The organism is Sphaerisporangium siamense, from assembly GCF_014205275.1.
Lineage (GTDB): Bacteria > Actinomycetota > Actinomycetes > Streptosporangiales > Streptosporangiaceae > Sphaerisporangium > Sphaerisporangium siamense.
On the sequence record NZ_JACHND010000001.1, the window covers coordinates 7664188 to 7686472 of the forward strand.

Consider the following 22285-nt stretch of genomic DNA (forward strand, 5'->3'; position numbering starts at 1 on the left):
AGACGAAGACTGGTCACATGATCACTGTGAGCTGGATTCTCGTCTATATTCGGCCGTATGGCGCTGGTCACCCGGCGTGACGTCTCTGACTGCGAGGGCGAGGGCGCGGATGAGCGGAACCGAGAAGGCACCTCCCGGGATCGATCCGAGAACCCCCAGCGTGGCCCGCATGTACGACTACTACCTGGGCGGCAAGGACAACTTCGCCTCCGACCGCGAGGCCGCGGAGAACATCATCAAGCTGTTCCCCAACGCGCGGCGGTTCGCCCGCGACAACCGGGCCTTCCTCAAGCGGGCCGTGCGCCTGCTCGCCGCGTCCGGCATCACCCAGTTCATCGACATCGGCACTGGCCTGCCCACGCAGGAGAACGTCCACCAGGTCGCCGAGCGGGCCGCGCCCGAGGCGCGGGTCGTCTACGTCGACAACGACCCCATCGTGCTCGTGCACGCCCGCGCGCTGCTCGCGGACAGCCCGCGCACCTGCGTCATCGAGGGGGACCTGCGCCATCCCAAGGCCATCCTGGACGACCCGCGGGTCGGCGGGCACCTCGACCTGGACCGGCCCTTCGCGGTGATCCTCTGCGCGATCGTCCACTTCGTCGACGATGACGACGAGGCGGCGAGCATCGTGTCGTACCTGCGCCGCTCGCTGCCCCCCGGCGGCGCGCTCGTGCTGTCGCACGGCTACAAGGGCGTGGTCGACGCCGACGCCGTCGCCCAGGCCCGGGAGATCTACACCCGCACCCGCGGCACGCTCCGGCTCCGCGACCGCGAGACGATCGCCGCCTACTTCGCCGGGCTCGACCTGGTGGACCCCGGCCTCATCCACCTGCGCGAGTGGGCGGACGCCGAGGAGGATCTCGACCCGGCCGCTCCCGGTGCCCTCGCCGGCATCGGCCTGGTCCCGCGGCAGGCGGGCTGAGCCCCGCGCCGCCTCCGGCGCCCCACGGCGATGGCACAACGCCCCCCTATTGGATAGCCAAGCTATCCAGAGAGAGTATCATCGGGGTATGCGGATTTCCCAGCTCAGCGCCGCGTCGGGAGTGCCCATCCCCACGATCAAGTACTACCTGCGCGAGGGCCTGCTCCCGCAGGGCGAGCAGACGGCCGCCACCCGGGCGGAGTACGGCGACCGGCACCTGCGCAGGCTGCGGCTCATCCGCGCACTGCTGGAGGTCGGACGCGTGCCCGTCGCGACGATCCGCGAGATCATCACGGCCGTCGAGGACGAGGACATGCCCCTCCACACCATGCTCGGCACCGCGCACTACGCCCTGGCCTCGCCCGCCGAGCACCCGCCGGGCGACCCCGAGCACGTCCGGGCCCGCGAGCGCGTGGACCGGCTCATCGACGCCGTCGGCTGGGCCGTGCACCCCGAGGCGCCCACCCGCGAGGAGCTGGCGCAGGTGCTCGTCCGGCTCGACCAGCTCGGCATGCCCGCCACGGACGAGGGCCTGCGCGAATACGCCGCCCTGACGATGCGGCTGGTCGCCGAGCACGAGATGGGCAAGATCCCCTTCCACGGCGCCCGCGAGACGGCGGTCGAGTCCCTCGTGGTCGGCACGGTCCTGTACGGCAAGGCGTTCGACGTGCTCAGAAGGCTGGCGCACGAGTCGGAGTCGGCGCGCGTCCTGAGCACCTGACCCGTGCGACGCGCCCGCCCCATGCCGCTCACCCCGTGGCGACGAGGTGCCCCGCCGACTCGGTGAGGGCCGCCAGCAGCGCCGGCACGTCGTGGTGGCACAGCACGCCGTCGCGCTTGACCACCCGCCCGCCCACGAGCACGGTGTCCACCGCGCCGCGGTCGGCGGACAGCACGACCGCGGCGATCGGATCGTGGACCGGGGCCATGCCGAGCGTGTCGGCGCGCAGCAGCACCAGGTCGGCCTGCTTGCCCGGCGTCAGCGACCCGGTCACCTCGCCGAGCCCCGCGACCCGCGCCCCTTCGATCGTCGCCATCCGCAGCACGTCCCCGGTGGTGAAATCCGTGCCGGCCCCCTCGGGCCGCGCCCGCTCCAGCGCGTAGGCCGCCCGCATCACCGAGAACATGTCGCCGGGCCCGCTCGCCACGGTGTCGGCGCCGAGCGCTGTCGGCACGCCGTTGGCGCGGGCGCGGCCGGTCGCGGGGTGGCCGATGCCGAGCTCGGCCTCCACGAACGGCGACACCGAGGCCGTGCCCCCGCTGTCGGCGATGCGCCGGAGCGCGTCGTCGGTGTAGAAGTTCGGGTGCACGAAGGTCGTGCGCGGGCCGAGCAGGTCGTTCTTCACCAGGAACGCCAGCCCCCGCTCGGCGCTCTCGGCGCCGTGCCCGCCCATGTGCACCGACAGCGGGAGGTCCAGGTCACGGGCCAGCCGCCATTCGTGCAGGGCGAGCTCCTCGCCGGCGATCTCGGGGCCGAGCGCGGCCACCGCCATCGACAGCAGGCCGTCGGAGCCGCCGAAATACCGATCGCGGACGCGGCGTCCCTCGGCCGCGAGCCCCTGCGGGCCGCCGTCGCCGCCGTAGCAGTACCCGAACACCGCGCGGATCCCCGACCGCCGCAGGGCGTCCACGACGGCGTCGGTGTGCGCGGGCGTGAGCTGCACGTGCGACCAGTCCAGGAGCGTGGTGACGCCGCCGTCCAGGCACTCCAGCGCGCCGGCGAGGTTGCCGATGTAGGCGTCCTCGGGCCGGTAGCGGGGCGCCAGCTCGCCGAGCACGCGGCCGAGGTACTTGGCGAAGGTGACGTCGGGGGCCACCGAGCGGATGCCGGCCTGCCAGGTGTGCCGATGGGTGTCGACGAACCCGGGCATCACGATGCGGTCCATCGCGTCGATCACCTCGGCGCCGGGTACGTCCGGGAGCGAGGTCTCCACGGCCGCGATCACGCCGTCCTCGACGAGGACGTCACCACTGCGGACCACCGGGACGGGGTCCGGGTCGATGAGGAGCCCATTACGGATCAAAAGAGACGTAGCCATAGCAGGAAAGGTATCTCAAAAGCTTTTACGAAAGCAATATGCGTGAAGGTACTCTTCTCGGGTGCGGCATGAAGGAGACGACGACCGGGACGAGACCGGCGCCCCGCGCCAGGACGAGGTCGACGCCCTGGTCCCCGGCTGGGCGGCCGAGCTGCCCGCCTCGCTGGTGGCCGTCCTGGAGCTCAGCAAGCGCGTCTCGCGCATCGGCGGGCTCCTGGAACAGGCCACGCGCGCCGAGATGGCCGAGCTCGGCCTGACCTACGCCGAGTTCGACGTGCTCGCGGCGCTGCACCGCGCCGGCCCGCCCTACCGCCTCAAGCCCAGCGACCTGACGCGCTCGCTGTTCCTGACCTCCGGTGGCACCAGCAACGTCCTGCAGCGGCTGGCGCGCGCCGGGTACGTCGACCGCGAGGCCGACGCCGGCGACGGCCGCAGCCGCTGGGTCCGTCTCACCGAGGAGGGCCGCCGCGTGGCCGCCACCGCGCTCGACGCCTCCGGCCGCGCCCACTCCGACGTCATGGCCGCCGTCCCGGAGGAGACCGTGCGCAAGGCGGCCGACGCGCTGCGCGAGGTGCTGCTCGTCATCGGACGGCGCCGCGTCCGCTGACCCCGCGGCGGCGCCGCCCGGCCGCCCCGCGCTTGTTAGGCTGAGGCGGCGATCACTTCCCGGAGCGTCCTGGAACAGAGGTGCGTGCGCGCATGACGGCTCAGGGCCACTGCGACCCCCGGTTCGACCGGGTGCGCGAGGTCTTCGACGACAACTTCGCCCAGGGTGAGGAGCTCGGCGCGGCCTTCGCGGTGTACCTGCGCGGGGAGCCGGTGGTGGACCTGTGGGGCGGCGTCGCCGACCGGCACACCGGGCGGCCCTGGGAACCCGAGACGCCCGTGCTCACCTACTCCTGCACGAAGGCCGTCACGGCCACCGTGCTGCTGTGGCTCGCCGAACGCGGCCTGGTCGACCTGCGCGCGCCGGTGGCGAAGGTCTGGCCGGAGTTCGCCGCCCACGGCAAGGACGCGATCACGGTCGAGCGGCTGCTCACCCACGAGGCCGGCCTGCCCGTCGTCGAGCAGGACGTGCCCGTCGGCGAGTTCGAGGACCAGCCCGCCATCGCCGCCCGCCTGGCCGGCCAGGCCCCGCTGTGGACGCCGGGCACCGCGCACGGATATCACGCGCTCACCTTCGGCTTCCTGACCGGCGAGGTGATCCGCCGGGTCACCGGCGCGACCGCCGGCGAGATCGTGGCCCGCGAGATCGCCGGGCCGCGCGGCCTGGACCTGTGGCTCGGCGCGCCGGACGACGTCGCCGCCCGTGCCGCCCGCATGTCGGCCGGCGAGCGGATGCGCGGAACCGACGACTCCCCCGACTCCCCCGACTCCCCTCGCTTCCCCGGCTCGCCAGGCTCTCCCGGTTCCTCTGGCATCCCCGGCTCCCCCGGCGCCCCGGCCGCTCCGGCCAGTTGGCGTGAGGTGGCACGCGACCTGGCCGAGGCGGTGGCGGACAAGGGGAGCCTGATGAACCGGGCCCTCGGCAACCCCAGCCCGAGCAAGCTGAAGGGCGGCGGCAACCACCCGGTCATCATGCGGGCCGGATGGCCCGCCATGGGCATGGTCGCCACGGCCCGAGGCCTGGCCGGGTTCTACCGCGACCTGGTCGCGGGCGAGATCGTCGCGCGCGAGACCCTGCGGGACGGGGTGCGCACCCGGGTCTCGGGACGCGACCGCGTGATGCTCATCGACAGCGCCTTCGGCCTCGGCTACATGCGCCCGTCGATGTACTTCCTCACCCCGCGCAAGGGGGCGGAGACCGCGTTCGGCCACACCGGGCTCGGCGGGTCCCTGGGCCTCGGCGACCCCCGGCGCGGGCTCGCGATGGCGTACACGATGAACCGGATGGTCACCACGGGCCCCGGCGCGCTGCGCGCCTACCGCCTGGCATCGGCCGTCTACGACTGTCTCTCCTGACCCCCTCCGCACCGCCCGCGGCGGGAGTGGTCTACCGGGCTCCCCGCGTGGCGGGCACCGCACGACCTGGCCGAACACCGCCCTGACCTTGACGTATGCTTAACCGGCATACCTAGCGTAACCAAATCGTCACCGCAATGATCTACCAATCTCGTGACATTTGCCGTATCGGGTGAGACCTTCGTCTGGGGAGACGGGAGCATCACCACCTCTGAGGGGAATCGATGAACGCCTGGTCCGTTCCCGGATATCGGGAAGAACGCGTTCTGGGCTCCGGCGGGAGCGGCCGGGTCGTTCTGGCCACCTACGACGAGACCGGCGCCCATGTGGCGATCAAGTATCTGAGCGACGAGCTGAGGTCGGACCCGCGGTTCCTCGCCGCGTTCCGCGAAGAGGCCCGCACGATGGTCGAGATCGACGACCGCAACATCGTGCGCTTCTACGAGTACGTCGAGAGCCCCCTCGGCGCGGCGATCGTGATGGAGCTCGTGGACGGCGTGGCGCTGCGCAAGATCCTCCACGAGCACGGCTCCACGAGCCCGGAGGCCGCGCTGGCCGTGCTCAAGGGCTCCCTCGCCGGGCTGGCGGCGGCGCACGCCCAGGGCATCGTCCACCGTGACTACAAGCCAGAGAACGTCCTGGTCCAGGCCGACGGCTTCAGCAAGCTGGCCGACTTCGGCATCGCCACCCCCGCCGGGCAGCCCGGCAACCCCTCCGGCACACCGTCCTACATGGCCCCCGAGCAGTGGAACGGCGCGCCCGCGAGCCCCGCGACCGACGTCTACGCCGCCACCTGCGTGTTCTTCGAGTGCCTCACCGGCAGGCGGCCCTACCGCGCCGACCACCCGGCCGCCCTGCGGCACCAGCACCAGTCGGCGCCGATCCCCGCCGACGCCGTGCCGAGCTCGGTGCGCTCGCTGGTCTCCCGGGGCTTGGCCAAGAACCCGGCCGACCGGCCCACCACCGCGCGCGCGTTCGTCGGCGAGCTGGAGAACGCGGCGGTGGCCGCGTACGGACCGGAGTGGGAGGAGCGGGGCCGCCGCCACCTGGCGGAGCTGGCCGCGCTGCTGGCGCTGTTCTTCCCGCTGTCGGAGCCGGGCGCGCAGGCCGGGTCCAGCAACGCCGCCTCCTCGCTCGGCCGTTCGCGCGGCCGCGCGCGGGTGCGGCACCTGCCGCGCGTGCTGATCGGCGCGGGCATCCTCACGGTCGGCGTCGTGATCGCGGTGCTGGCCGCCAACCGCGACGGCACCCCCGTGCGGGGCGTCTCGCTGACCGAGCCGACCGCCGGGGCGAAACAGCCTGGCGGCCCTCCGTCGGAGGCGATCGCGCCCACCCCCTCAGAACCCGGCTCAGAATCCGGCTCCGACTCCGGTCCCGCGGTCACGGTGACGCCGAAGTCGTCCACCCCCTCGCCGCCCACCTCCGCCCCGCACACCCCGCCGTCCCCCCAGACGGGCAAGCCCTCCCCCACCACCGGCACGAGCACCAAGCCCTCCCCGACGCACAAGCCGACCCCGAAGCCGACGCCCACGCCGACCCCCAAGCCTCCGACGACGCCCACCCCGACCCCCACGCCGACCCCCACCCGGCTGTCGGTGAGCGACCTCGGCGTCTCCTTCGACGGGCGGACGGCCACCGTGCGGGTGCGCACCACCACCACGGAGAACGTCACCCTGACCGCGCGGTTCACCGAGGGAGCCTCGGCGTCCGGCCTCGGCCCCGGCAGCACCCGCGCGCTCACCCTCGCCGCCCCCGCCACCACCCGCACGCTGACCCTCACCGGCGCCACCTCCTACACCCGGACGCTGGACGGCGGCTTCGAGGCCCCGGCCTGTGGCACCACCGTGGTGCGCCGCGTCGCGGTCTCCACCTCGCCCAAGGCCGCCGGCGGGACCGAGACCAGGACGTTCACCGTGAAGGGCGAGCCGTGCCCGCCGCCGACGGTCGACAACCTGGCGCTGGAGTGGAACGGCGGCACCGCCGAGGTGTCCCTGCGCACGAGCGGGCCCGGCGCCGTGAGCCTCGCCGCCGAGTTCACCCGCAGAGAGGGCGAGAGCGTGGCCAAGGTCGTCGACCGGGCCTCGCGCACGTTCTCCGGCGACACCTCCTACCGGGCCTCGCTGCGCGGGAGCCTCGGCGATGTCGCCTGCGGCAAGGTCGCCTACTTCGGCGTGCGGGTCTCCACGCGGCCGGCCGCCGCCAACGGCGCCCAGACCAAAGAGGTCAGGGTCGCCGGGTCCAAGTGCGCGCCGCCGGCCGTGTCGATCCTCGGCTTCGACGGACGCGCGGTGACGGTCAGGGTCAAGAGCGCGACGCCCGACCCGGTCGCGCTGTCGGCGACGTTCACCCAGACGCTGAGCGGCGGCGAGAGCGGGGGCACCCGCACGGTCGCGCGCCAGGCGACGCTGAGCGGCGGCACCGTCTACGAACGCACCTACACCGTGCGGTTCTCCAGCCCCGAGTGCGGTTACCTGGACACCCGCAAGGTCACGGTGAACGTCAGCTCCGGCCTCGGCTCGGCGAGCGACAGCGCGCGGTGGTCGGACCGGGGCGAGCCGTGCGAGCAGCCGAGCCCGGAGCCGGACGACGAGCCCAGCGACGAGCCCAGCGACGAGCCCTCCGAGGAGCCGAGCGGCGAGCGTCCGAGCGAGCCGGGACGCGCGCCCTCGGCCCAGCCGACCGCCGAGCGGCCTGCGCAACCGAAGCGCACGCCCGCAAGCCGGCCGACCGGCGAACGGCCCAAGGAGAAGGAACCCGCACCCTCAAGCCGTCCGACCGGCGAGCGGCCGGGCAAGCAGGGACACACGTCCTCGAGCGAGCCGACCGGCGAGCGGCCGAAGGAGAGCGGGGCATCCTCGCCCGGCCATGGCCGGCGCCCGCACGACGCCAGGTGAGCCCGGGGGCCGGGGCGACCGGCCCCTGTAGGGGATCCGCCCGCCGGGCGGGTCCCCTTAACGCCCCCCTGAACGGGTGCGCGCCGGGGCGCCGCGCGGGTACGGTCGAGAAGACGATCTACCCCCGTGGAGGCCAGCGTGAGCGCGCACGCCCAGAAGCTCGGCAACGTCCTGATCCCGGTCACCGACCTGGACGAGGCGGTGGCGTTCTACTCGCGCACCCTCGGCCTGGCGGTGAAGTTCCGCGACGGCGACCGCTTCGCCGCGCTGGACGGCGGCGGGGTGACCGTCGCGCTCGCCGCGGGCGGCGAGCAGGTCGCGGGCGCGGTGACGGCGCCCTCGTACAAGGTCGGCGACGTGGCGGAGGCGGTGCGCGACCTGACGGCGGCGGGCGCCGAGGTGGTCTCGGGGCCGGAGACGGGGCCGCACGAGGTCAGGGCCGTGCTGCGCGACCCGTCGGGCAACGTGTTCGTGCTGTACTCCTCCCTCTGAGGGCGCGGCACGACCGGGTCCGGCTCGGCGCGGGCGAACCAGATCGTCTTGCCGGCCCCGCCGGGCAGCGGATCGACGCCCCAGCTGTCGGTGAGGGCGTCCACGATGCGCAGGCCGCGCCCGTGCTCCAGGTCGGCGGCGGCGGCCAGCAGCCGGGGACGTCCCGGGCCGAGGTCGGTGACCGCGCCGACGAGCGCGCCGTGCGCGCGCCGCAGCGTCAGGTGGATCGGGGGCTCGCCGTGGATGAGGGCGTTCGCCAGTAACTCGGTGACCACGACCGTCACGTCGTCGGTCAGGTCGCGCAGGCCCCACTCGGCGAGCGTCACGCGGACCAGCGCGCGGCACGCGGCCGTGGCGCGGGGGTCGGCGGGCAGCTCCCAGCGGGCCTCACGGGGGCGGGTTGGGATGCGGGTCATCACGAATCTCCCTCGCCTTTCGCGTTCAGGGGCGTCGTCTTCGTGACGGCACCGCCCGCGGGTCAGGCGGAACCGGGTAACGGGGCGGACCTTCACCTTCCGGTGGGGGGTGACCGCCCCAACAGGCGCTCAGACGGGGTGCGTCTGTAGCGCGAAGCCCGGGAAAGCGGGCGCGGGCGGTTTCCGGTGGCGGAAACCGGCGCTGTGGTCGCCGATTCCTGACAACCGTGCGTAGCGGAAAGCAGGCTTTGGCTACTCTCGGTGTCGGCGATACGCATCCACGGGGGCCGGGGGGTACGCGATGCCACGTAAGCCGCGCAGTCTCAAGGAAGAGATGGACCGCCTCACCACCGAGTTACGGGAACGTGGGGCGACGTGGGTCGAGATCGCCCAGGAGTACCGGCGCCGCTACCGGCTCAACGCGCGGCAGGCGTTCCGCGAGGCCCACCGGCTCACCCAGGAGCGCGTGGTGGAGCGATGGAAGACCCTCTGGCCCTCCGAGCCGTTCAGCGTCCGCAAGCTGGGCTCGTGGGAGGCGTGGCCCGCGGTCACGGGCAACGAGCCGCCGGTGGCCGGGCTCAACCGGCTCGCCCGCATCTACGGGTGCCGTGCCTGCGATCTGGTGGACGGCGAGGATCACACGGGCTCGGACCCGAACGCGAATGTGCCCCGTAGGCGGGATATCCCCGCCATATCACCCACATCTACCCTCACTTTTAGCGACATTGCGGACATCCTGCCGACGCAACCCTTCCCCGGACCCGCCTCGCCGGGTGAACCGCGTGACCGGGAGTTCGAGCAGCTCGTCCACGCCTTCACGGATTGGGCAACGCAGATGAATCGACGTGACGTTCTCGCCCTCATCGGGGCCGCGGCGACCTCCGCCTACGCCTCGCCGCTGTTCGACCGGCTGGACATCGAGGAGGCGCGGCGCGTCACGATGGCGGTCACCGATCCGAGCCGCGTGGACGACGCCACGGTCGAGCACATCGAAGCCGTGCTGCGGCGCTGCATGCGCCAGGAGGACCTGCTCGGCCCGCAGGCCACCGTGGCCACCGTCCTCGCCCAGCAGACCCTGGTGATGTCCCTGCTGTCGGCGGGGGTGGGCGAGCGCATGCGCGCCAAGGTCCTGTCCCTGCTGGCCGACGTCCGCCGCTGCACGGGCTGGATGCTGTTCAACCTCAACGACTTCCGCGGCGCCGACCACTACTACGCCCAGGCCCGCGACGCGGCGCACCACGCCGACGACGACGCCATGTGCGGCATGGTGCTGGCCAACTGGAGCCAGCTCGCCACCTGGCGGGGCGACCCGCGCCTCGGTGTCGAGCACGCGCTCGGCGCCCTGACCTGGGGGCGGCGCGCCGGCAGCAAACTGCTCACCGCCTACGCCTGCGACGTCGGCGCGCGGGCGTACGCGGCGGTGGTGCGGCGGTCGGCCAAGGCCGAGCGCCGCAAGGACCACACCCGCTGCTTCCGGTCGGTGGACCAGGCGCAGCGCGAGCTGCACGGCGCCGACGCCGGAGATCCGGGGGCGCGCCTGGTCCCCTTCTACGGCCAGGGCCAGTACCTGTCCACCAAGACCGGCTGCCTGCTGGACACCGGCGACCCCGCCAAGGCGCTGGAGGTCGCGGCGGGCGCGGCGGCCGGCATCGACCCGACCTTCGTCCGCAACGTCGCCTACATCCGCCTGAAGACCGCGCAGGCGCACCTCGACCTACGCGACATCGAGCAGGCGTGCGAGGAGCTCGGCGAGGCCGCGCGGCTGGCGCAGCGCAACACCTCGCCCCGGCTGGCGCGGTCGGTCGTGGAGACCCGCGAGAAGCTCAGCCCATGGCAGCGCACCCGCAGCGTCGCGGCGCTGGACGAACACCTGCACGCCGCCCGGCTCATCGCCTGAATTCGCCCGTTACCCGAGACCGGCCGCGTACCATTTCCCGGGATATTTCCGGGGAAGCGCTGGAATCGACAAAAACAACACTGAAACAGTCGTTGATCATGTCATTTCCCGCCCTTCATCTGTAAATGGACCCACGGGCCAGTAACCCGGCCGGGACGCCTTTCCCGGCGGCGTCGATCCGGTGCCGCGACGCCGGCCCCGCCGCCAGGGCGGCACGGGCACGCCGACCGTGAGAAAGGCCTCGGCCTGCAACGCCGCCAGACCGATCCGGGGCAGGGCGCGCGCCGTCGGATACAAAAGGAATCTCGGTTCCCAGGACGGCTGGAACTTCGCGTTGAACCGGTACAGCGACTCGATCTGGAACCAGCGCGACAGGAACAGCAGAACGCCGCGCCAGGCGCGCAGCACCGGCCCGGCGCCGAGCCGTTCCCCCCGCGCCAGCGCCGAGCGGAACATGGCGAAGTTCAGCGAGACGCGGGTGACGCCGAGGAGCGGGGCGGCCTGCAACGTCTTCACGATGAGGAACTCGTTGAGCCCGGGGTCGGCGTCGCGGTCGCGGCGCATGAGATCGAGCGAGATGCCCCCCGTGCCCCAGGGCACGAAGTGCAGCATCGCCCTGACCGCGTCGCCGTGCGCACCGGCCTGGCCCGCCTTGTGCGCCGTGACGATCACGCAGTCGCCGTCCGCCGGGTCGCCGAGACGGCCGAGGGCCATGGAGAAGCCGCGCTCGGTCTCGGCGCCCCGCCAGGACTCGGCCGCCGCGCGGACGCGCCGCCTGTCGTGCGCGCACAGGTCGCGGGCCCGCCGCACCCGGCAGGTGTACCCCGCGCGCTCGGTGCGGTTGACCATCTGGCGGACGTTGCGCATGGCACGGCCCTCCAGCGTGAAGCGGGCCGCCTCGACGACGGCCTCGTCGCCGATCTCCAGCGCCGACAGGCCGGCCTCGCGCGTCCAGACCTCGCCGCCGGTCTCGCTGCAGCCGATGACCGCGGGCACCCAGGCGTGCCGCCCGACCTCCTCCATGAAGCGCCTGATGGCCCCCGGCCACGCCTCCACGTCGCCGATGGGATCGCCGCTGGCCAGCGCGACGCCCGCGACCACGCGGTAGGCCACGACCGCCTTGCCGCTCGGGGAGAAGATCGCGCTCTTGTCGCGCCGCAGCGCGAAGTACCCGAGGGAGTCCTGCGCGCCGTGCCGGTCGAGCAGCGCGCGCAGGCGGCGTTCGTCCTCGCCGCTCAGCGCGGACACCGGGCGTTCCGGGCGCAGTGCCAGGTAGAGCGTGGTGACGGCGGTCAGCGCGCCGAGCCCGGCCAGCGAGAAGTAGACCAGCTCGGCCGTGCGGTCCAGGGAGTAGCGCACCGGCCCCTCCATGCCGGCCAGGCCGAGCAGGACGTGCCGGAGCCGTTCGGCGGGGGACGGGTCGCCGACGATGCTGGACGGGTGGACGTTGACGATCACCCAGCCGACGGCCAGGTCGAGGGAGCCGAGGGCCAGGAAGTTGCCGAGCGCCCGCCAGCGCGACCTCGGGTCGGACAGGGCGTGGAACTCCCGCCGGTCGACCAGGAGCACGACGAACAGGATCAGGCCGATCACCGCCGTGGCGGAGTGCCTCCAGCGCAGCGCCTCGACCAGGGCGCCCAGCGGCAGCAGCACGACCACCGCGCGCCAGGCCCGCGCCTTGCGGCGGCGCAGCGCGTGGGCGAGCATCACGAGCAGCACGCCCACCAGCAGGGACGCGGCGGCGGCCAGGGTGGTGACCGTGCCCGGCAGCACGGCCGCGATGACGCCGACCCGGCTGCGCCGGAAATGCGGGAACACTCCGCGAATGATGTCGATTATCCCGACGCACAGCACCGCGTATCCGGCCGCGGACGGCATCCAGGTACGAGACACCATAAATCGCGGAAGGCGTGTCCGGCGCTTCACATCAGGACACACTAGAGGGTGCGGTCCGTGCTTCGGGCGTCCGAGAAGTGATACATCCTTAACCTGGCCCTATATCGCCTCAGTCAGTTTTGCTGGCACTACCATAAAAGACGCCGCGGAGTGAGACCAAGACCGGGGGACGTTACATTGGGACTCACCTCAATAAAGCTGGAGCTTCTGGTGGGCCTGCTCGCCGTGGTGGGGCTCGTCGCCTCGGTGTGGTGGATATGGCCGCGGCTGAGCGCGCGCACCTGGCCGGCGGTCGCCGGGCGGTTGGCCGTTCTGCTGGGAAACCAGGTCCTGACTTTGGCCACCCTCGGGCTCGTACTCAACAATTATTTCGGCTTTTATGGCACTTGGGAGGATCTGCTCGGCACCGCCGGCGGGCCGACCTCCCCGATCGTGGCCGACCCCGTGGCCCCCGGCGCCCAGGCCCCCGCCCTGGAGCCGACCGGCGGCGTCCAGGTGATCGGCACCACCCACGTCCCCCTGGCCTCCGGCGGCCGGAGCGACGCCGGCGGCCGGCTCCAGGAGGTCGTCATCTCGGGCGCGAGGTCCCGGCTCAGCTCGCCGGCGTTCGTGTACCTGCCGCCGCAGTACTTCGACGAGAAATACGCGAGCACGCGCTTCCCGGTGATCGTCGCGCTGACCGGCTACCCCGGTGACGCGCGCAACCTGGTGACCCGCATGAACATGCCGTTCGTGGCCGCCAAGGCCATCGCGGGGAACGAGATGATCCCCACGATCATGGTGCTGATGCGCCCGACCGTCGCGCCGCCCCGCGACACCGAGTGCGTGGACGTGCCCCGCGGCCCCCAGGCGGAGACGTACTTCACCAAGGACCTGAAGGACGCGATGGCGAGCGGCTTCCGCGTGGGCACCGACGCCGCGAGCTGGGGCATCCTCGGCGCCTCCACGGGCGGCTACTGCGCACTCAAGATCAGCATGCGCCACCCCGAGGCGTACGCCGCGGCCGTCTCGCTGTCGGGCTACCTGAGGCCCCCGATCGACGCCACCACGGGCGACCTGTTCGGCGGCAGCCGCAGGCTCATGCGCGAGAACGACATGATGTGGCGCCTGACCCACCTGCCGCACCCGCCGATCTCGGTGCTGCTGAGCAGCAGCCAGAAGGGCGAGTCCAACTACAAGATGACGCTGGAGTTCCTCGCCGCCGTCCGGCCGCCGATGCGGGCCTCGTCGCTGATCCTGCCGAGCGGGGGCCACAACTTCAACACCTGGAGCCGCGAGGTGCCGCAGGCCCTGCCCTGGCTGGCGCGCCAGCTCCGCGTGCCGGCCCCGGACGTCCCCGTCCAGCCGGCGCCCAGCCCGTCCTCGTGAGGCGTCAGCGCACGACCGCCCCCGCCACCGCGACGGCGTGACGAACGGCGCCGATGTCTGCGGGCATCATGCCGCCGATCAGGTCTCTGGAACATCGGCTATCTGACCGACTTGGTCAACTTTGGGTAAAGAAATCCCATTCCATGCATGACTCGCGCCAGACCGGTTCGGAGCCGGAAACCCCGGCGCCATCGGGCCTCCCGGCCATGAGAACGATCTCTCCACCCCGTGGAAACCGGGACTTGGCCATCTTTTGACCTGCGCTTTTCCTGGCTAACGTCCTGCCTCACACCCGGCGTGCCCCGGCGCCGGCAGGCACAGGAAGGCCCCTCGCTTCCATGACGACCGAACCGTCCACCGAGCTGTCCTCGGAACTCAAGAACATGATCGACCTGCTCAAGTCCCAGCTGGGCTACGGCGAGCAGGGCGGCGGCTACACCAAATACGGTGACTGGTACGGCAAGACCGTCGAGTTCGACTCCGACTACTCGGCCCAGCCCTGGTGCGACATGCTCCTGTCCTGGGCGGCGCACCGGCTCGGCTACGACAAGTGGTTCGGCCAGTTCGCCTACACCCCCGGCCACGCCCGATGGTTCGTCGACCACGACGCCTGGGGTCACACCCCCGAGGTCGGCTCCGTGGTGTTCTACGACTGGAGCGGCTCGGGCACCGTGGACGGCATCGACCACGTGGGCATGGTCATCGCCGTGGACGGCGACACCATCCGCACCATCGAGGGCAACGTCGACGGCGGCCACGTCCGGGAGAAGACCCGCGACCAGACCTACGTCGTCGGGTACGGCTACCCCGAGAAGGTCAAGGCCGCCATGAACGCGAACGCCACGACGTCGCAGACCTCCTTCACCGGCGCCTCCTCCGTGACGCTCGCCGCGGCCGAGACCCCCCTCGCCGCGACGTCCTCGGCCGGCCTGGCCGGGGTGCTGCTCCCCGTGCTGCTGGTCGTCCTCCTCCTCGCCGCCTTGCTCGGCACCGCCCGGCACTCCGTGCGGCGGGCCCGCGCCGGGCGGCCGGCCGCCGGGTGAGACTTCGGGGCGGCCCGCGTCATCCACGGCCGTCCCCCGCGCGAATGGCTTCACGAGCCGATCGCGCGAAAATGGTGACGATGACCATACCCACCGGACCCACCCGGACCCACCCGGCAGCCCCCCGGCGTCCGCCGCCACGCCCCGCCCCGCGCGGGCGGTGAGAGGTGACCGAACACCTCGCCGGCAGGAGCGAGATCCTGCTCCGCTTCGAGGCCGCGCTGCGCGACCCGCCCGTGACGCTGCTCGTCCACGGCGAGGCGGGCATCGGCAAGACGCACCTGCTGGCGGAGACCGAGGAGATGGCCAGGTCCCTAGGCCTGCGAGTGCTCCACGGGCAGGCTCGCGACTTCGGCAGCGGCCTCGCCTACGCCGCGCTCACCGAGGCCCTCGGCCCGCTCCAGGACGACCCGGTCGCGCGCGAGCCGCTGGCCAGGCTCATGGAGGCCATCGACCAGGCCGCGCTCGGCGTCCTCGGCGCCGCGCCCGCCGTGCACACCGCCAACCTGCTGCGCCGCCTGCCGGGACGCACGCTGCTCGCCGTCGACGACCTGCACCTGGCCGACGCCGACACCCTCGGCGTGCTGTCGGTGCTCCCCCGCCGCGTGCCCGGCCTCGTGGTCGCCGGCACCGCCCGGCGCCTGCCCGCCATGGACGCCGACGTCGTCGCCGGGCTGAGCCCGCTGTCGCCGGAGGAGGTCGCCGAGGTGGTGACCGGCCTGCTCGGCCGCGCCCCGAGCGCCTCGCTCGTGCGGCACGTCCACGAGGAGAGCCGCGGCAACCCGTGGTTCGTCCGCGAGGCCGTGCTGACCCTCGTGCAGGGCGGCGCGGTGCAGTCGGCCTACCCGGGCCCGCGCCGGGGCGCGATCCTCGGCCGCCTCTTCCAGCGCGACCGCGGCGGGCGCGGGCTGGCGCGCGTGCTCGCCGCGCTGCGCCGCACCCGGCCCGCCCGCACCGCCGACCTGCCCGCCCTGGCGGAGATCGCCGGGTTGGCCGTGGCCGAGGCGGAGCGCGCGTTCGACGGGCTGGTCGGGGACGGCCTGCTCGTGCCCGCCGACGACGGCGCCTACGAGTTCGCCCACCCGCTGGTCGCCGAGGCCCTGTACGCCGACCTCGGACCGGCCGAGCGCCGCCGGGTGCACGCCCGCATCGCCGGCCTGCTGCACCGCCAGGGCCTGGCCGGCGCGCGCAGCGTCCTGGAATGGGCCTCCCACCTCGCCGAGGGCGGCACGAGCACCGAGGCCCTACCGGCCATGCTGCGCGCCGCCGAGGCGACCCGCTGGACGGCGCCGCTCTCGGCCGGACACTGGTACGGCCGGGCGGCCGAACTGGCCCCGGCGCACGAGCGCGGCGTCCTGCTGGCCCGCGAGGCGCTGTCGTACTGGAAGGGGTCGCGCCCGGTCGACGCGCTGCGGGCCGGCCGCCAGGCCCTCGCCGTGCTGGAGCCGGGACGCCGCCGCACCCGGACCGCCCAGACGATGGTGAACGCCGCGCACTCCATGGGCGGGTACGAGCTGGCGGTGTCGATCGCGGCCGAACACCTGCCGCACGCCGACCACCGGGCCGCGCTGCTCGCCCAGCAGGCGGTGGTGAGCACCCAGCTCGGCGTGGACTCCGGCGCGCTGGTCCGCGAGGCGTGGGCGGCGCTGCCCACCTGCCCGCCCGAAGATCTGGTCATCACGCTCAGCGCCCTGGCGGGCGACTCCCTGATCAAGGGCGACTGGGCGGAGGTCGAGCGCGCGCTCGGCGCCCTGCTGCCGGCGTCCGCGGCGCTGCCGCCCGCAGCCCGGCTGGCCGCGCTGGAGTCCTCCGCGCACATCATGGCCAGCGCCGGGCTCCGCACCCGAACGCTCGGCCTGCTCGCCGAGGCCGAGCAGATCTACCGGGGGCTCGGCTGGCACGACATCGCCGGCCAGCGCGTACGCACGCTGGCCGTGGTGCGCAGGCTGGGTGGCGAGTGGGAGCGGGCGCTGCGCGACCTGCGCTCCGACGCCGTCGCGCTGACCGAGGCGGGGCTGCGCGAGAACGCAGCGCTGCTGCGCAACATCGAGCTGGACATCCTGCTCGACCAGGGACGTTACGACGAGGCCGAGCCGCTGCTCGCCGGCCCGCCGCTCACCTGCGTGCTCCAGATGTCGCTGCGCGCCCTGTTCGCCGCCAGGCGCGCGTTCGGCGTGGGCGACCGTGCGACAGCGCTGCGGCTGGTGGACGAGGCCGTGCGCACGGGACCCACCGACGTCGCCTACCGGGCGCTCGGCTTCCGCACCGCAATGCTCATCATCACGGGCGACGCCGACGGCGCCCGCGCCGCCGCGCTCGCGCTGGACGAGATGGCGGCGGGCGGCACGCCGCGCGCCCGGCTGACGGCCCTGCTCGCCACCGCGGCCGCCTTCCAGGACGCCGAACGCGCCGGGGCCGCGCTGGAGACGGCGCGCGGCGACGGGCTGAAGTTCGAGGAGGCGCACGCCCGGCTCGTCCTCGGCGTCCTCGGGGACGCCCGGCAGCTCGTCCGCGCGCACGCCGTCTTCGGCGAGCTCGGCGCCGTGCCCTGGCGCGACCGCGCGGCCCACCGCCTGCGCGAGGCGGGCCTCGCCCCCGCGCCCTCGGCCGTGCTCACCACCGCGGAGCGCCGCGTGGCGGAGCTGGTCGCGGGCGGGCTGTCCAACCCGCGGATCGCCGAGGAGCTGCACTACAGCCGCAAGACCGTGGAGGTCTACCTGTCGCGCGTGTACGCCAAGACGGGGCTGCGCTCCCGCGTCGAGCTGGCCCTGGCCTACGAGCGCGGCGACATCTGACGGCGATGCGGCGGATCTGACGGCATCCGGCGGCATTCGGCGGCACTCGGCGGCACGGCGGCGGGCGAAGGCTTCCGTGCCCGGTCCGACCGGTGTCCCCCCGGCTCTGACACGGCCCCCGTTCCGCAGGTGTACGCCCATGTCAGGCGGGGGCGGAAGGTGTAGGGAACTCCCTACTGCGACGGCGCGGGGCCCCGGGTGAGGCTGGGCGCATGACGTCACCGATCCTCCACCACGCCGACAGCGTCTGGCGAGGGACGGTGACGCCCGGGGAGGTGCCGCTGGGGGACCTGCGCTCGAGGGGGGTGCAGGAGGTCGCCGAGGGCGTGGTGATGTGGCCCGCCTTCGGCAACGTCTACGGCATCAGGGGCGATGGCGGCCTGGCTCTGTTCGACACCGGCAACGACGTGGACGCGCCTGCCATGCACGCGGCCATGCGGGCCTGGTCGGACGAGCCGGTCCGCTACGCGGTCTTCTCCCACGGCCACCTCGACCACGTCGCGGGCCTCGGCCCGTTCGAGGCGGAGGACGGTCCCCGGCCGGTCGTGATCGCGCACGAGGCCGTCACCCGCCGGTTCGCCCGCTACGCCAGGACGGCCGGCTACAACACGATGGTCAACCAGCGGCAGTACGGCTTCTCCCGGCTGACCTGGCCGGTCTCCCATCGGCAGCCCGACCTCACCTACCGCGACGAGATCAACGTCTCGCTGGGCGACGTGACCTTCGAGATGCGGCACGCGCGCGGCGAGACCGACGACGCGACCTGGGCGTTCCTGCCCGAGCGCGGCGTGCTGCTGACCGGAGACCTGTTCGCCTGGGTGACCCCGAACGCGGGCAACCCGCAGAAGGCCCAGCGTTACCCGGACGAGTGGGCGGTCGCGCTGCGCGCGATGGCGGCGCTGGACGCGGAGGTGCTGCTGCCCGGCCACGGCCTGCCCATCGCCGGGGCCGCCCGCGTGCGCCGGGCGCTCACCGACACGGCCGACTACCTGGACCACCTGGTCGACCGGACCCTGGAGCTGATGAACGCCGGAGCGCGCCTGGACGAGATCGTCCACGCCGTGCGGCCCCCCGAGGCGCTGGCCGGCAGGCCGTACCTGCGGCCGTACCACGACGAGCCGGAGTTCGTCGTGCGCAACATCTGGCGGCTGTACGGCGGCTGGCACGACGGCAACCCCGCCCACCTCAAACCCGCGCCCGACGAGGTGCTGGCCCGCGCGCTGGCGGACCTGTCCGGCGGCGCGCCCGCGCTCGCGGCCCGCGCGGCGACCGCCGCGGCCGAAGGGGACCCGCGGCTCGCGTGCCAGCTCGCCGAGCTGGCCGTGCAGGCCGACCCGGGCGACCACAAGCTGCACGAGATCAGGGCGCGGGTCTACACGCTGCGCGCGCGGCAGGAGGCCTCGATCATGGCGCGCGGCGTCTACACCTGGGCCGCCGCCGAGTCGCGCAGCGTGACCTCCGGCGAGGACCTGCTGGACGTGTACCAGGAGATCGCCGGGGGCCGGGTGTGGTGGGTGCCGCCCGCCGGGCCGGCCCCGGACGCCGCCCCGGACGCTTACCCGGACGCCGCCCCGGGTCAGAGCAGGGACGCGTAGGCGTCCAGGACGGGCAGCACGGCATCGGCGGGGCCGCTCGGCACGGAGCACACGACGTGGCCGACGCCGAGCCCGGCGAGGAACTCCAGCTTGCCCTGGTCGGGGTGCACGCCGAAGGGGATGACCTCGATCGTCGCCGGGTCGCGCCCGGCCTTCTCCGCCGCCTCGCGCAGCGCGGGCATGGCGTCCCTGAGCCCGCCGCCGCCGAGGGGCAGCCACCCGTCGGCGTACTCGGCGATGTGCGCGAACATCTTCGGCCCCGCGCCGCCGCCGAGGTACACCGGCGGCACGCGCGCGGGCTTGGGCCACGACCACGACGGCTCGAACGCGACGTGCTCGCCCGCGAACCCCGCGGCCTCCTCGGTCCACAGGCCCTTCATCGCGAGGACGTGCTCGCGGACGACCTCGCGGCGCCGGTCGTAGGGCACGTGGTGGGACTCCATCTCTTCGGCGTTCCAGCCGAAGCCGGCGCCGAGCGCGAACCGCCCGCCGGACAGCAGGTCGAGCGTGGCCACGGCCTTGGCGGTGGCGATGGGGTCGCGCTGGGCGAGGAGCATGATGCCGGTGCCGACGGTGAGGCGCTCGGTGACGGCCGCCGCGTAGGACAGGGCGACCAGCGGGTCGAGGGTGCGCTTGTACACCTCGGGCAACGGCTGCCCCGAGGGGTGCGGCGTCCGGCGCGAGACGGGGATATGGGTGTGCTCGGGAACCCACAGCGAGACGAGTCCGCGTTCCTCGGCCGCGCGGGCCAGATCGGTGATCGGCATGGACCGGTCGGTGGCGAACATGGTGACGCCGAGCCGCATGAGGCCGTTCCTCTCCTGGTCCTCTTCTGGTCCTCTTCTGGACGAGCCGTGGGCGCGCCGGCCTGGACATCGGTCGGGGACGGATCTCCGGCCAGCTTAGGCCCTGCGCACCAGGCGGTCCATGAGGGTCTCCAGCGCGGCGGCGGGGTCGCAGGTGAGCCCGGCGTGCACGGGCCCGGCCTGCACGATCGTGCTGCGCGGCGCGGTCAGCCACCGGAACCTGCTGCCCAGGGACTGGGCGCGCAGCGCCTCGGACTCCCCCGCGCAGGCCCGCTCGTAGGCCAGCAGCGCCAGGCGGACCTGCCCGGCGTCGGCGTCCTCATCGATGGCCCGCAGCCGCGGCTCGTCCAGCTCGGTGCGCGCGCACAGGTAGTCGCGGGGCTGGCAGTACAGGATCACCCCGGCGTTGATCAGCTCGCCGCGCACCAGGCACGGCACCACCCGGATCACCGCGTACTCGTACACGTCGCGCGCGCCGCTCATCGCGCGACCTCCGGCAGCCAGGCGCGCGGGCCGTGGGCACGGGCGAGCAGGTGGTCGACGTAGGCGTCGCGCACGGCGGCGGGGCCGGCGAAGCCGGGCTCGTCCTCCAGCCACTCGTCGGGGACGAGCGCGGTCACCGCGCGCAGCAGGTCCTCGGTGACCAGGCCCGGCAGCTCGGCGTCGGCCTCCTTGAGCCGCTTGGCGTAGGGCGCCATGATGTGGTCGCGGGCGTCGAAGGGACGCTGCGGGTCGGCCGTGCGCCAGTTGTGGTGGAACCACAGGGCCGCGCCGTGGTCGATGAGCCAGGTGTCGCCGTGCCAGACCAGCAGGTTGGGGTTGCGCCAGCTCCGGTCCACGTTGTGGATCAGCGCGTCGAACCACAGCAGCCGGGAGGCGAAGGCGCGGTCGGGCGACCAGGCGAGGGGGTCGAAGCCGAGCGCGCCGGGCAGGAAGTCGACGCCGAGGTTGTGGCCCTCGCTGGCCTTGAGCAGCTCCTGGATCTCCTGGTCGGGTTCACGCGCGCCGATCTGCGGGTCCAGGTCCACGATCGTGAGGTCAGGGGTGCGCAGGCCGAGCCGCCGCGCCAGCTCCGCGCAGATGATCTCGGCGACGAGCACCCGCCGTCCCTGGCCGGCGCCGCGGAACTTCACGACGTAGGTGCCGAGATCATCGGCCTCGACGACGCCCGGCAGCGACCCGCCCTCCCGCAGCGGGGTCACGTACCGCGTCGCGGTCACCAGTTCGAGCACCCGCCAAGAGTACCGGCGGCGCGGAACCCGCGCGGTGGCGGCGGAACCTCGCCGGAACAGGTCAGAACAGGTCAGAAAAGGACGGACATGAAGGTGTCCACCTCTTTGAAGCCCACCCTGCGGTACGCGGCCCGCGCGGCCACGTTGAAGTCGTTGACGTACAGCGACACCACCGGCGCGAAATGCCGCAGCGTGTGCTCCACGACCGCCGCCATGCCCGCCACGGCGTGCCCCCGGCCGCGCCGGTCCGGGTGGACCCACACGCCCTGGATCTGGCAGACCTGCGGCGTCACCGCCCCCACCTCGGCCTTGAAGACGACCAGGCCGTCCTCGATGCGGGCGTAGGAGCGGCCGATGCGGATCAGCTCGGCCACCCGCGAGCGGTACAGCGCGCCACCGTCCCCGAGGTCGGGCGAGATGCCGACCTCCTCGGTGAACATCGCCACGCAGGCGGGAAGCAGCGTGGCGAACTCCTCGGGGCGCACCTGGCGGACGAGCGGATCGGGCGGCACCGGCGACGGCGAGGAGGTGGCCATGACCGGCTGGGCCCAGCGGATCGCCCGCGCGGGCCCCCAGTACGGCTCCAGGCGCTCCCACAGCTTCTCGACGGCGTCCGCGGGGCCCACGATCGACGAGCACCGGCGGCCCTGCCTGCGGGCGCGGTCGGCGAACGCCTGGACGGCCTCGGGACCCGCGTTGACGGGGACCAGGTTGGCCCCCGAGTAGCAGAGGGCGGTCATCCCGCCACGGGGGCCGAAGCCCCACATCTGCCCGCCGAGGCGCGCCGGGCTGAGCCCGACCGACCGCACCCGGGAGGCGACGAAGACGTTGGCCACCGGGTCGGCGTCGAGGATCGCGAGCACCTCGTCGCGGTCCTGGTCGTCGAGCACGCGCGACGCCGATGTTCGCAGCATCACGGGCTTAGCCT

The 22285-nt window shown here is 73.5% G+C and carries 17 protein-coding genes and 1 pseudogene; 11 read left to right on the forward strand and 7 right to left on the reverse strand.

Annotated features, from left to right (window positions below; all coding sequences use genetic code 11):
• The first annotated feature begins 109 nt into the window (after positions 1 to 109).
• Together BJ982_RS34720 and BJ982_RS34725 are read left to right on the forward strand one after the other, a co-directional pair.
• Complete coding sequence (locus tag BJ982_RS34720; protein ID WP_184887186.1) at positions 110 to 922, forward strand: SAM-dependent methyltransferase; 813 nt, start codon at positions 110 to 112, stop codon at positions 920 to 922.
• Positions 923 to 1010: 88 nt separating this feature from the next.
• Positions 1011 to 1643, forward strand: coding sequence for a MerR family transcriptional regulator (locus BJ982_RS34725; RefSeq protein ID WP_184887189.1), 633 nt, complete (start codon positions 1011 to 1013; stop codon positions 1641 to 1643).
• 28 nt (positions 1644 to 1671) lie between these two features.
• Here BJ982_RS34725 and BJ982_RS34730 read toward each other — a convergent pair whose 3' ends face one another.
• Positions 1672 to 2961 carry an amidohydrolase family protein gene (locus tag BJ982_RS34730; protein ID WP_184887191.1) on the reverse strand — a complete coding sequence of 430 codons (1290 nt, stop codon included), beginning with the start codon at positions 2959 to 2961 and terminating at the stop codon, positions 1672 to 1674.
• Positions 2962 to 3022: 61 nt separating this feature from the next.
• Between BJ982_RS34730 and BJ982_RS34735 the strand changes: the two genes are divergently transcribed.
• The 4 genes from BJ982_RS34735 to BJ982_RS34750 all read left to right on the forward strand — a co-directional run bounded on the left by BJ982_RS34735 (position 3023) and on the right by BJ982_RS34750 (position 8309).
• Entirely contained in the window at positions 3023 to 3568 is a 546-nt protein-coding gene (locus BJ982_RS34735) for a MarR family winged helix-turn-helix transcriptional regulator (RefSeq protein ID WP_203959236.1), read from the forward strand.
• Positions 3569 to 3660: 92 nt separating this feature from the next.
• Positions 3661 to 4923, forward strand: coding sequence for a serine hydrolase domain-containing protein (locus BJ982_RS34740; RefSeq protein WP_184887193.1), 1263 nt, complete (start codon positions 3661 to 3663; stop codon positions 4921 to 4923).
• A gap of 224 nt (positions 4924 to 5147) precedes the next feature.
• A complete protein-coding gene (locus BJ982_RS38745) occupies positions 5148 to 7817 on the forward strand; it encodes a serine/threonine-protein kinase (protein WP_203959235.1) in 2670 nt (889 codons plus the stop codon).
• 201 nt (positions 7818 to 8018) lie between these two features.
• The gene (locus BJ982_RS34750; RefSeq protein WP_239123231.1) at positions 8019 to 8309 is read left to right on the forward strand and encodes a VOC family protein; all 291 of its coding nucleotides are present in this window, start codon (positions 8019 to 8021) and stop codon (positions 8307 to 8309) included.
• Between the two features lie 47 nt (positions 8310 to 8356).
• Here the strand turns inward: BJ982_RS34750 and BJ982_RS40055 are convergent.
• A pseudogene (locus tag BJ982_RS40055) lies at positions 8357 to 8725 on the reverse strand (ATP-binding protein); the annotation flags it as partial.
• A gap of 301 nt (positions 8726 to 9026) precedes the next feature.
• On the opposite strand from BJ982_RS40055, the gene BJ982_RS34755 reads away from it, so the two are divergent.
• The gene (locus tag BJ982_RS34755) at positions 9027 to 10622 is read left to right on the forward strand and encodes an NsdA family TPR-like regulatory protein (RefSeq protein ID WP_184887197.1); all 1596 of its coding nucleotides are present in this window, start codon (positions 9027 to 9029) and stop codon (positions 10620 to 10622) included.
• Between the two features lie 96 nt (positions 10623 to 10718).
• Here BJ982_RS34755 and BJ982_RS34760 read toward each other — a convergent pair whose 3' ends face one another.
• Positions 10719 to 12518 carry a phosphatidylglycerol lysyltransferase domain-containing protein gene (locus BJ982_RS34760; RefSeq protein WP_311772295.1) on the reverse strand — a complete coding sequence of 600 codons (1800 nt, stop codon included), beginning with the start codon at positions 12516 to 12518 and terminating at the stop codon, positions 10719 to 10721.
• A 177-nt stretch (positions 12519 to 12695) separates the two neighbouring features.
• Between BJ982_RS34760 and BJ982_RS34765 the strand changes: the two genes are divergently transcribed.
• The 4 genes from BJ982_RS34765 to BJ982_RS34780 all read left to right on the forward strand — a co-directional run bounded on the left by BJ982_RS34765 (position 12696) and on the right by BJ982_RS34780 (position 19319).
• Positions 12696 to 13886: an alpha/beta hydrolase gene (locus BJ982_RS34765; protein WP_184887201.1), complete on the forward strand. Its 1191-nt coding sequence runs from the start codon at positions 12696 to 12698 to the stop codon at positions 13884 to 13886.
• Positions 13887 to 14224: 338 nt separating this feature from the next.
• The gene (locus BJ982_RS34770) at positions 14225 to 14929 is read left to right on the forward strand and encodes a CHAP domain-containing protein (protein WP_184887203.1); all 705 of its coding nucleotides are present in this window, start codon (positions 14225 to 14227) and stop codon (positions 14927 to 14929) included.
• A 167-nt stretch (positions 14930 to 15096) separates the two neighbouring features.
• Entirely contained in the window at positions 15097 to 17724 is a 2628-nt protein-coding gene (locus tag BJ982_RS40765; protein WP_184887205.1) for an ATP-binding protein, read from the forward strand.
• Between the two features lie 212 nt (positions 17725 to 17936).
• Entirely contained in the window at positions 17937 to 19319 is a 1383-nt protein-coding gene (locus BJ982_RS34780; protein WP_184887207.1) for an alkyl sulfatase dimerization domain-containing protein, read from the forward strand.
• Here the strand turns inward: BJ982_RS34780 and BJ982_RS34785 are convergent.
• From BJ982_RS34785 to BJ982_RS34800, 4 genes are all read right to left on the reverse strand, one after another.
• A complete protein-coding gene (locus BJ982_RS34785) occupies positions 19301 to 20125 on the reverse strand; it encodes an LLM class F420-dependent oxidoreductase (protein ID WP_184887209.1) in 825 nt (274 codons plus the stop codon). The genes BJ982_RS34780 and BJ982_RS34785 overlap by 19 nt on opposite strands.
• 96 nt (positions 20126 to 20221) lie before the next feature.
• Positions 20222 to 20608: a DUF3037 domain-containing protein gene (locus BJ982_RS34790; protein WP_184887211.1), complete on the reverse strand. Its 387-nt coding sequence runs from the start codon at positions 20606 to 20608 to the stop codon at positions 20222 to 20224.
• Complete coding sequence (locus tag BJ982_RS34795) at positions 20605 to 21357, reverse strand: HipA family kinase (protein WP_184887214.1); 753 nt, start codon at positions 21355 to 21357, stop codon at positions 20605 to 20607. Before BJ982_RS34795 ends, BJ982_RS34790 begins: the two co-directional genes overlap by 4 nt.
• 71 nt (positions 21358 to 21428) lie before the next feature.
• Positions 21429 to 22271 (reverse strand): GNAT family N-acetyltransferase, encoded by an 843-nt coding sequence (locus BJ982_RS34800; protein ID WP_184889767.1) that lies wholly within the window; start codon positions 22269 to 22271, stop codon positions 21429 to 21431.
• Between the last annotated feature and the right edge of the window lie 14 nt (positions 22272 to 22285).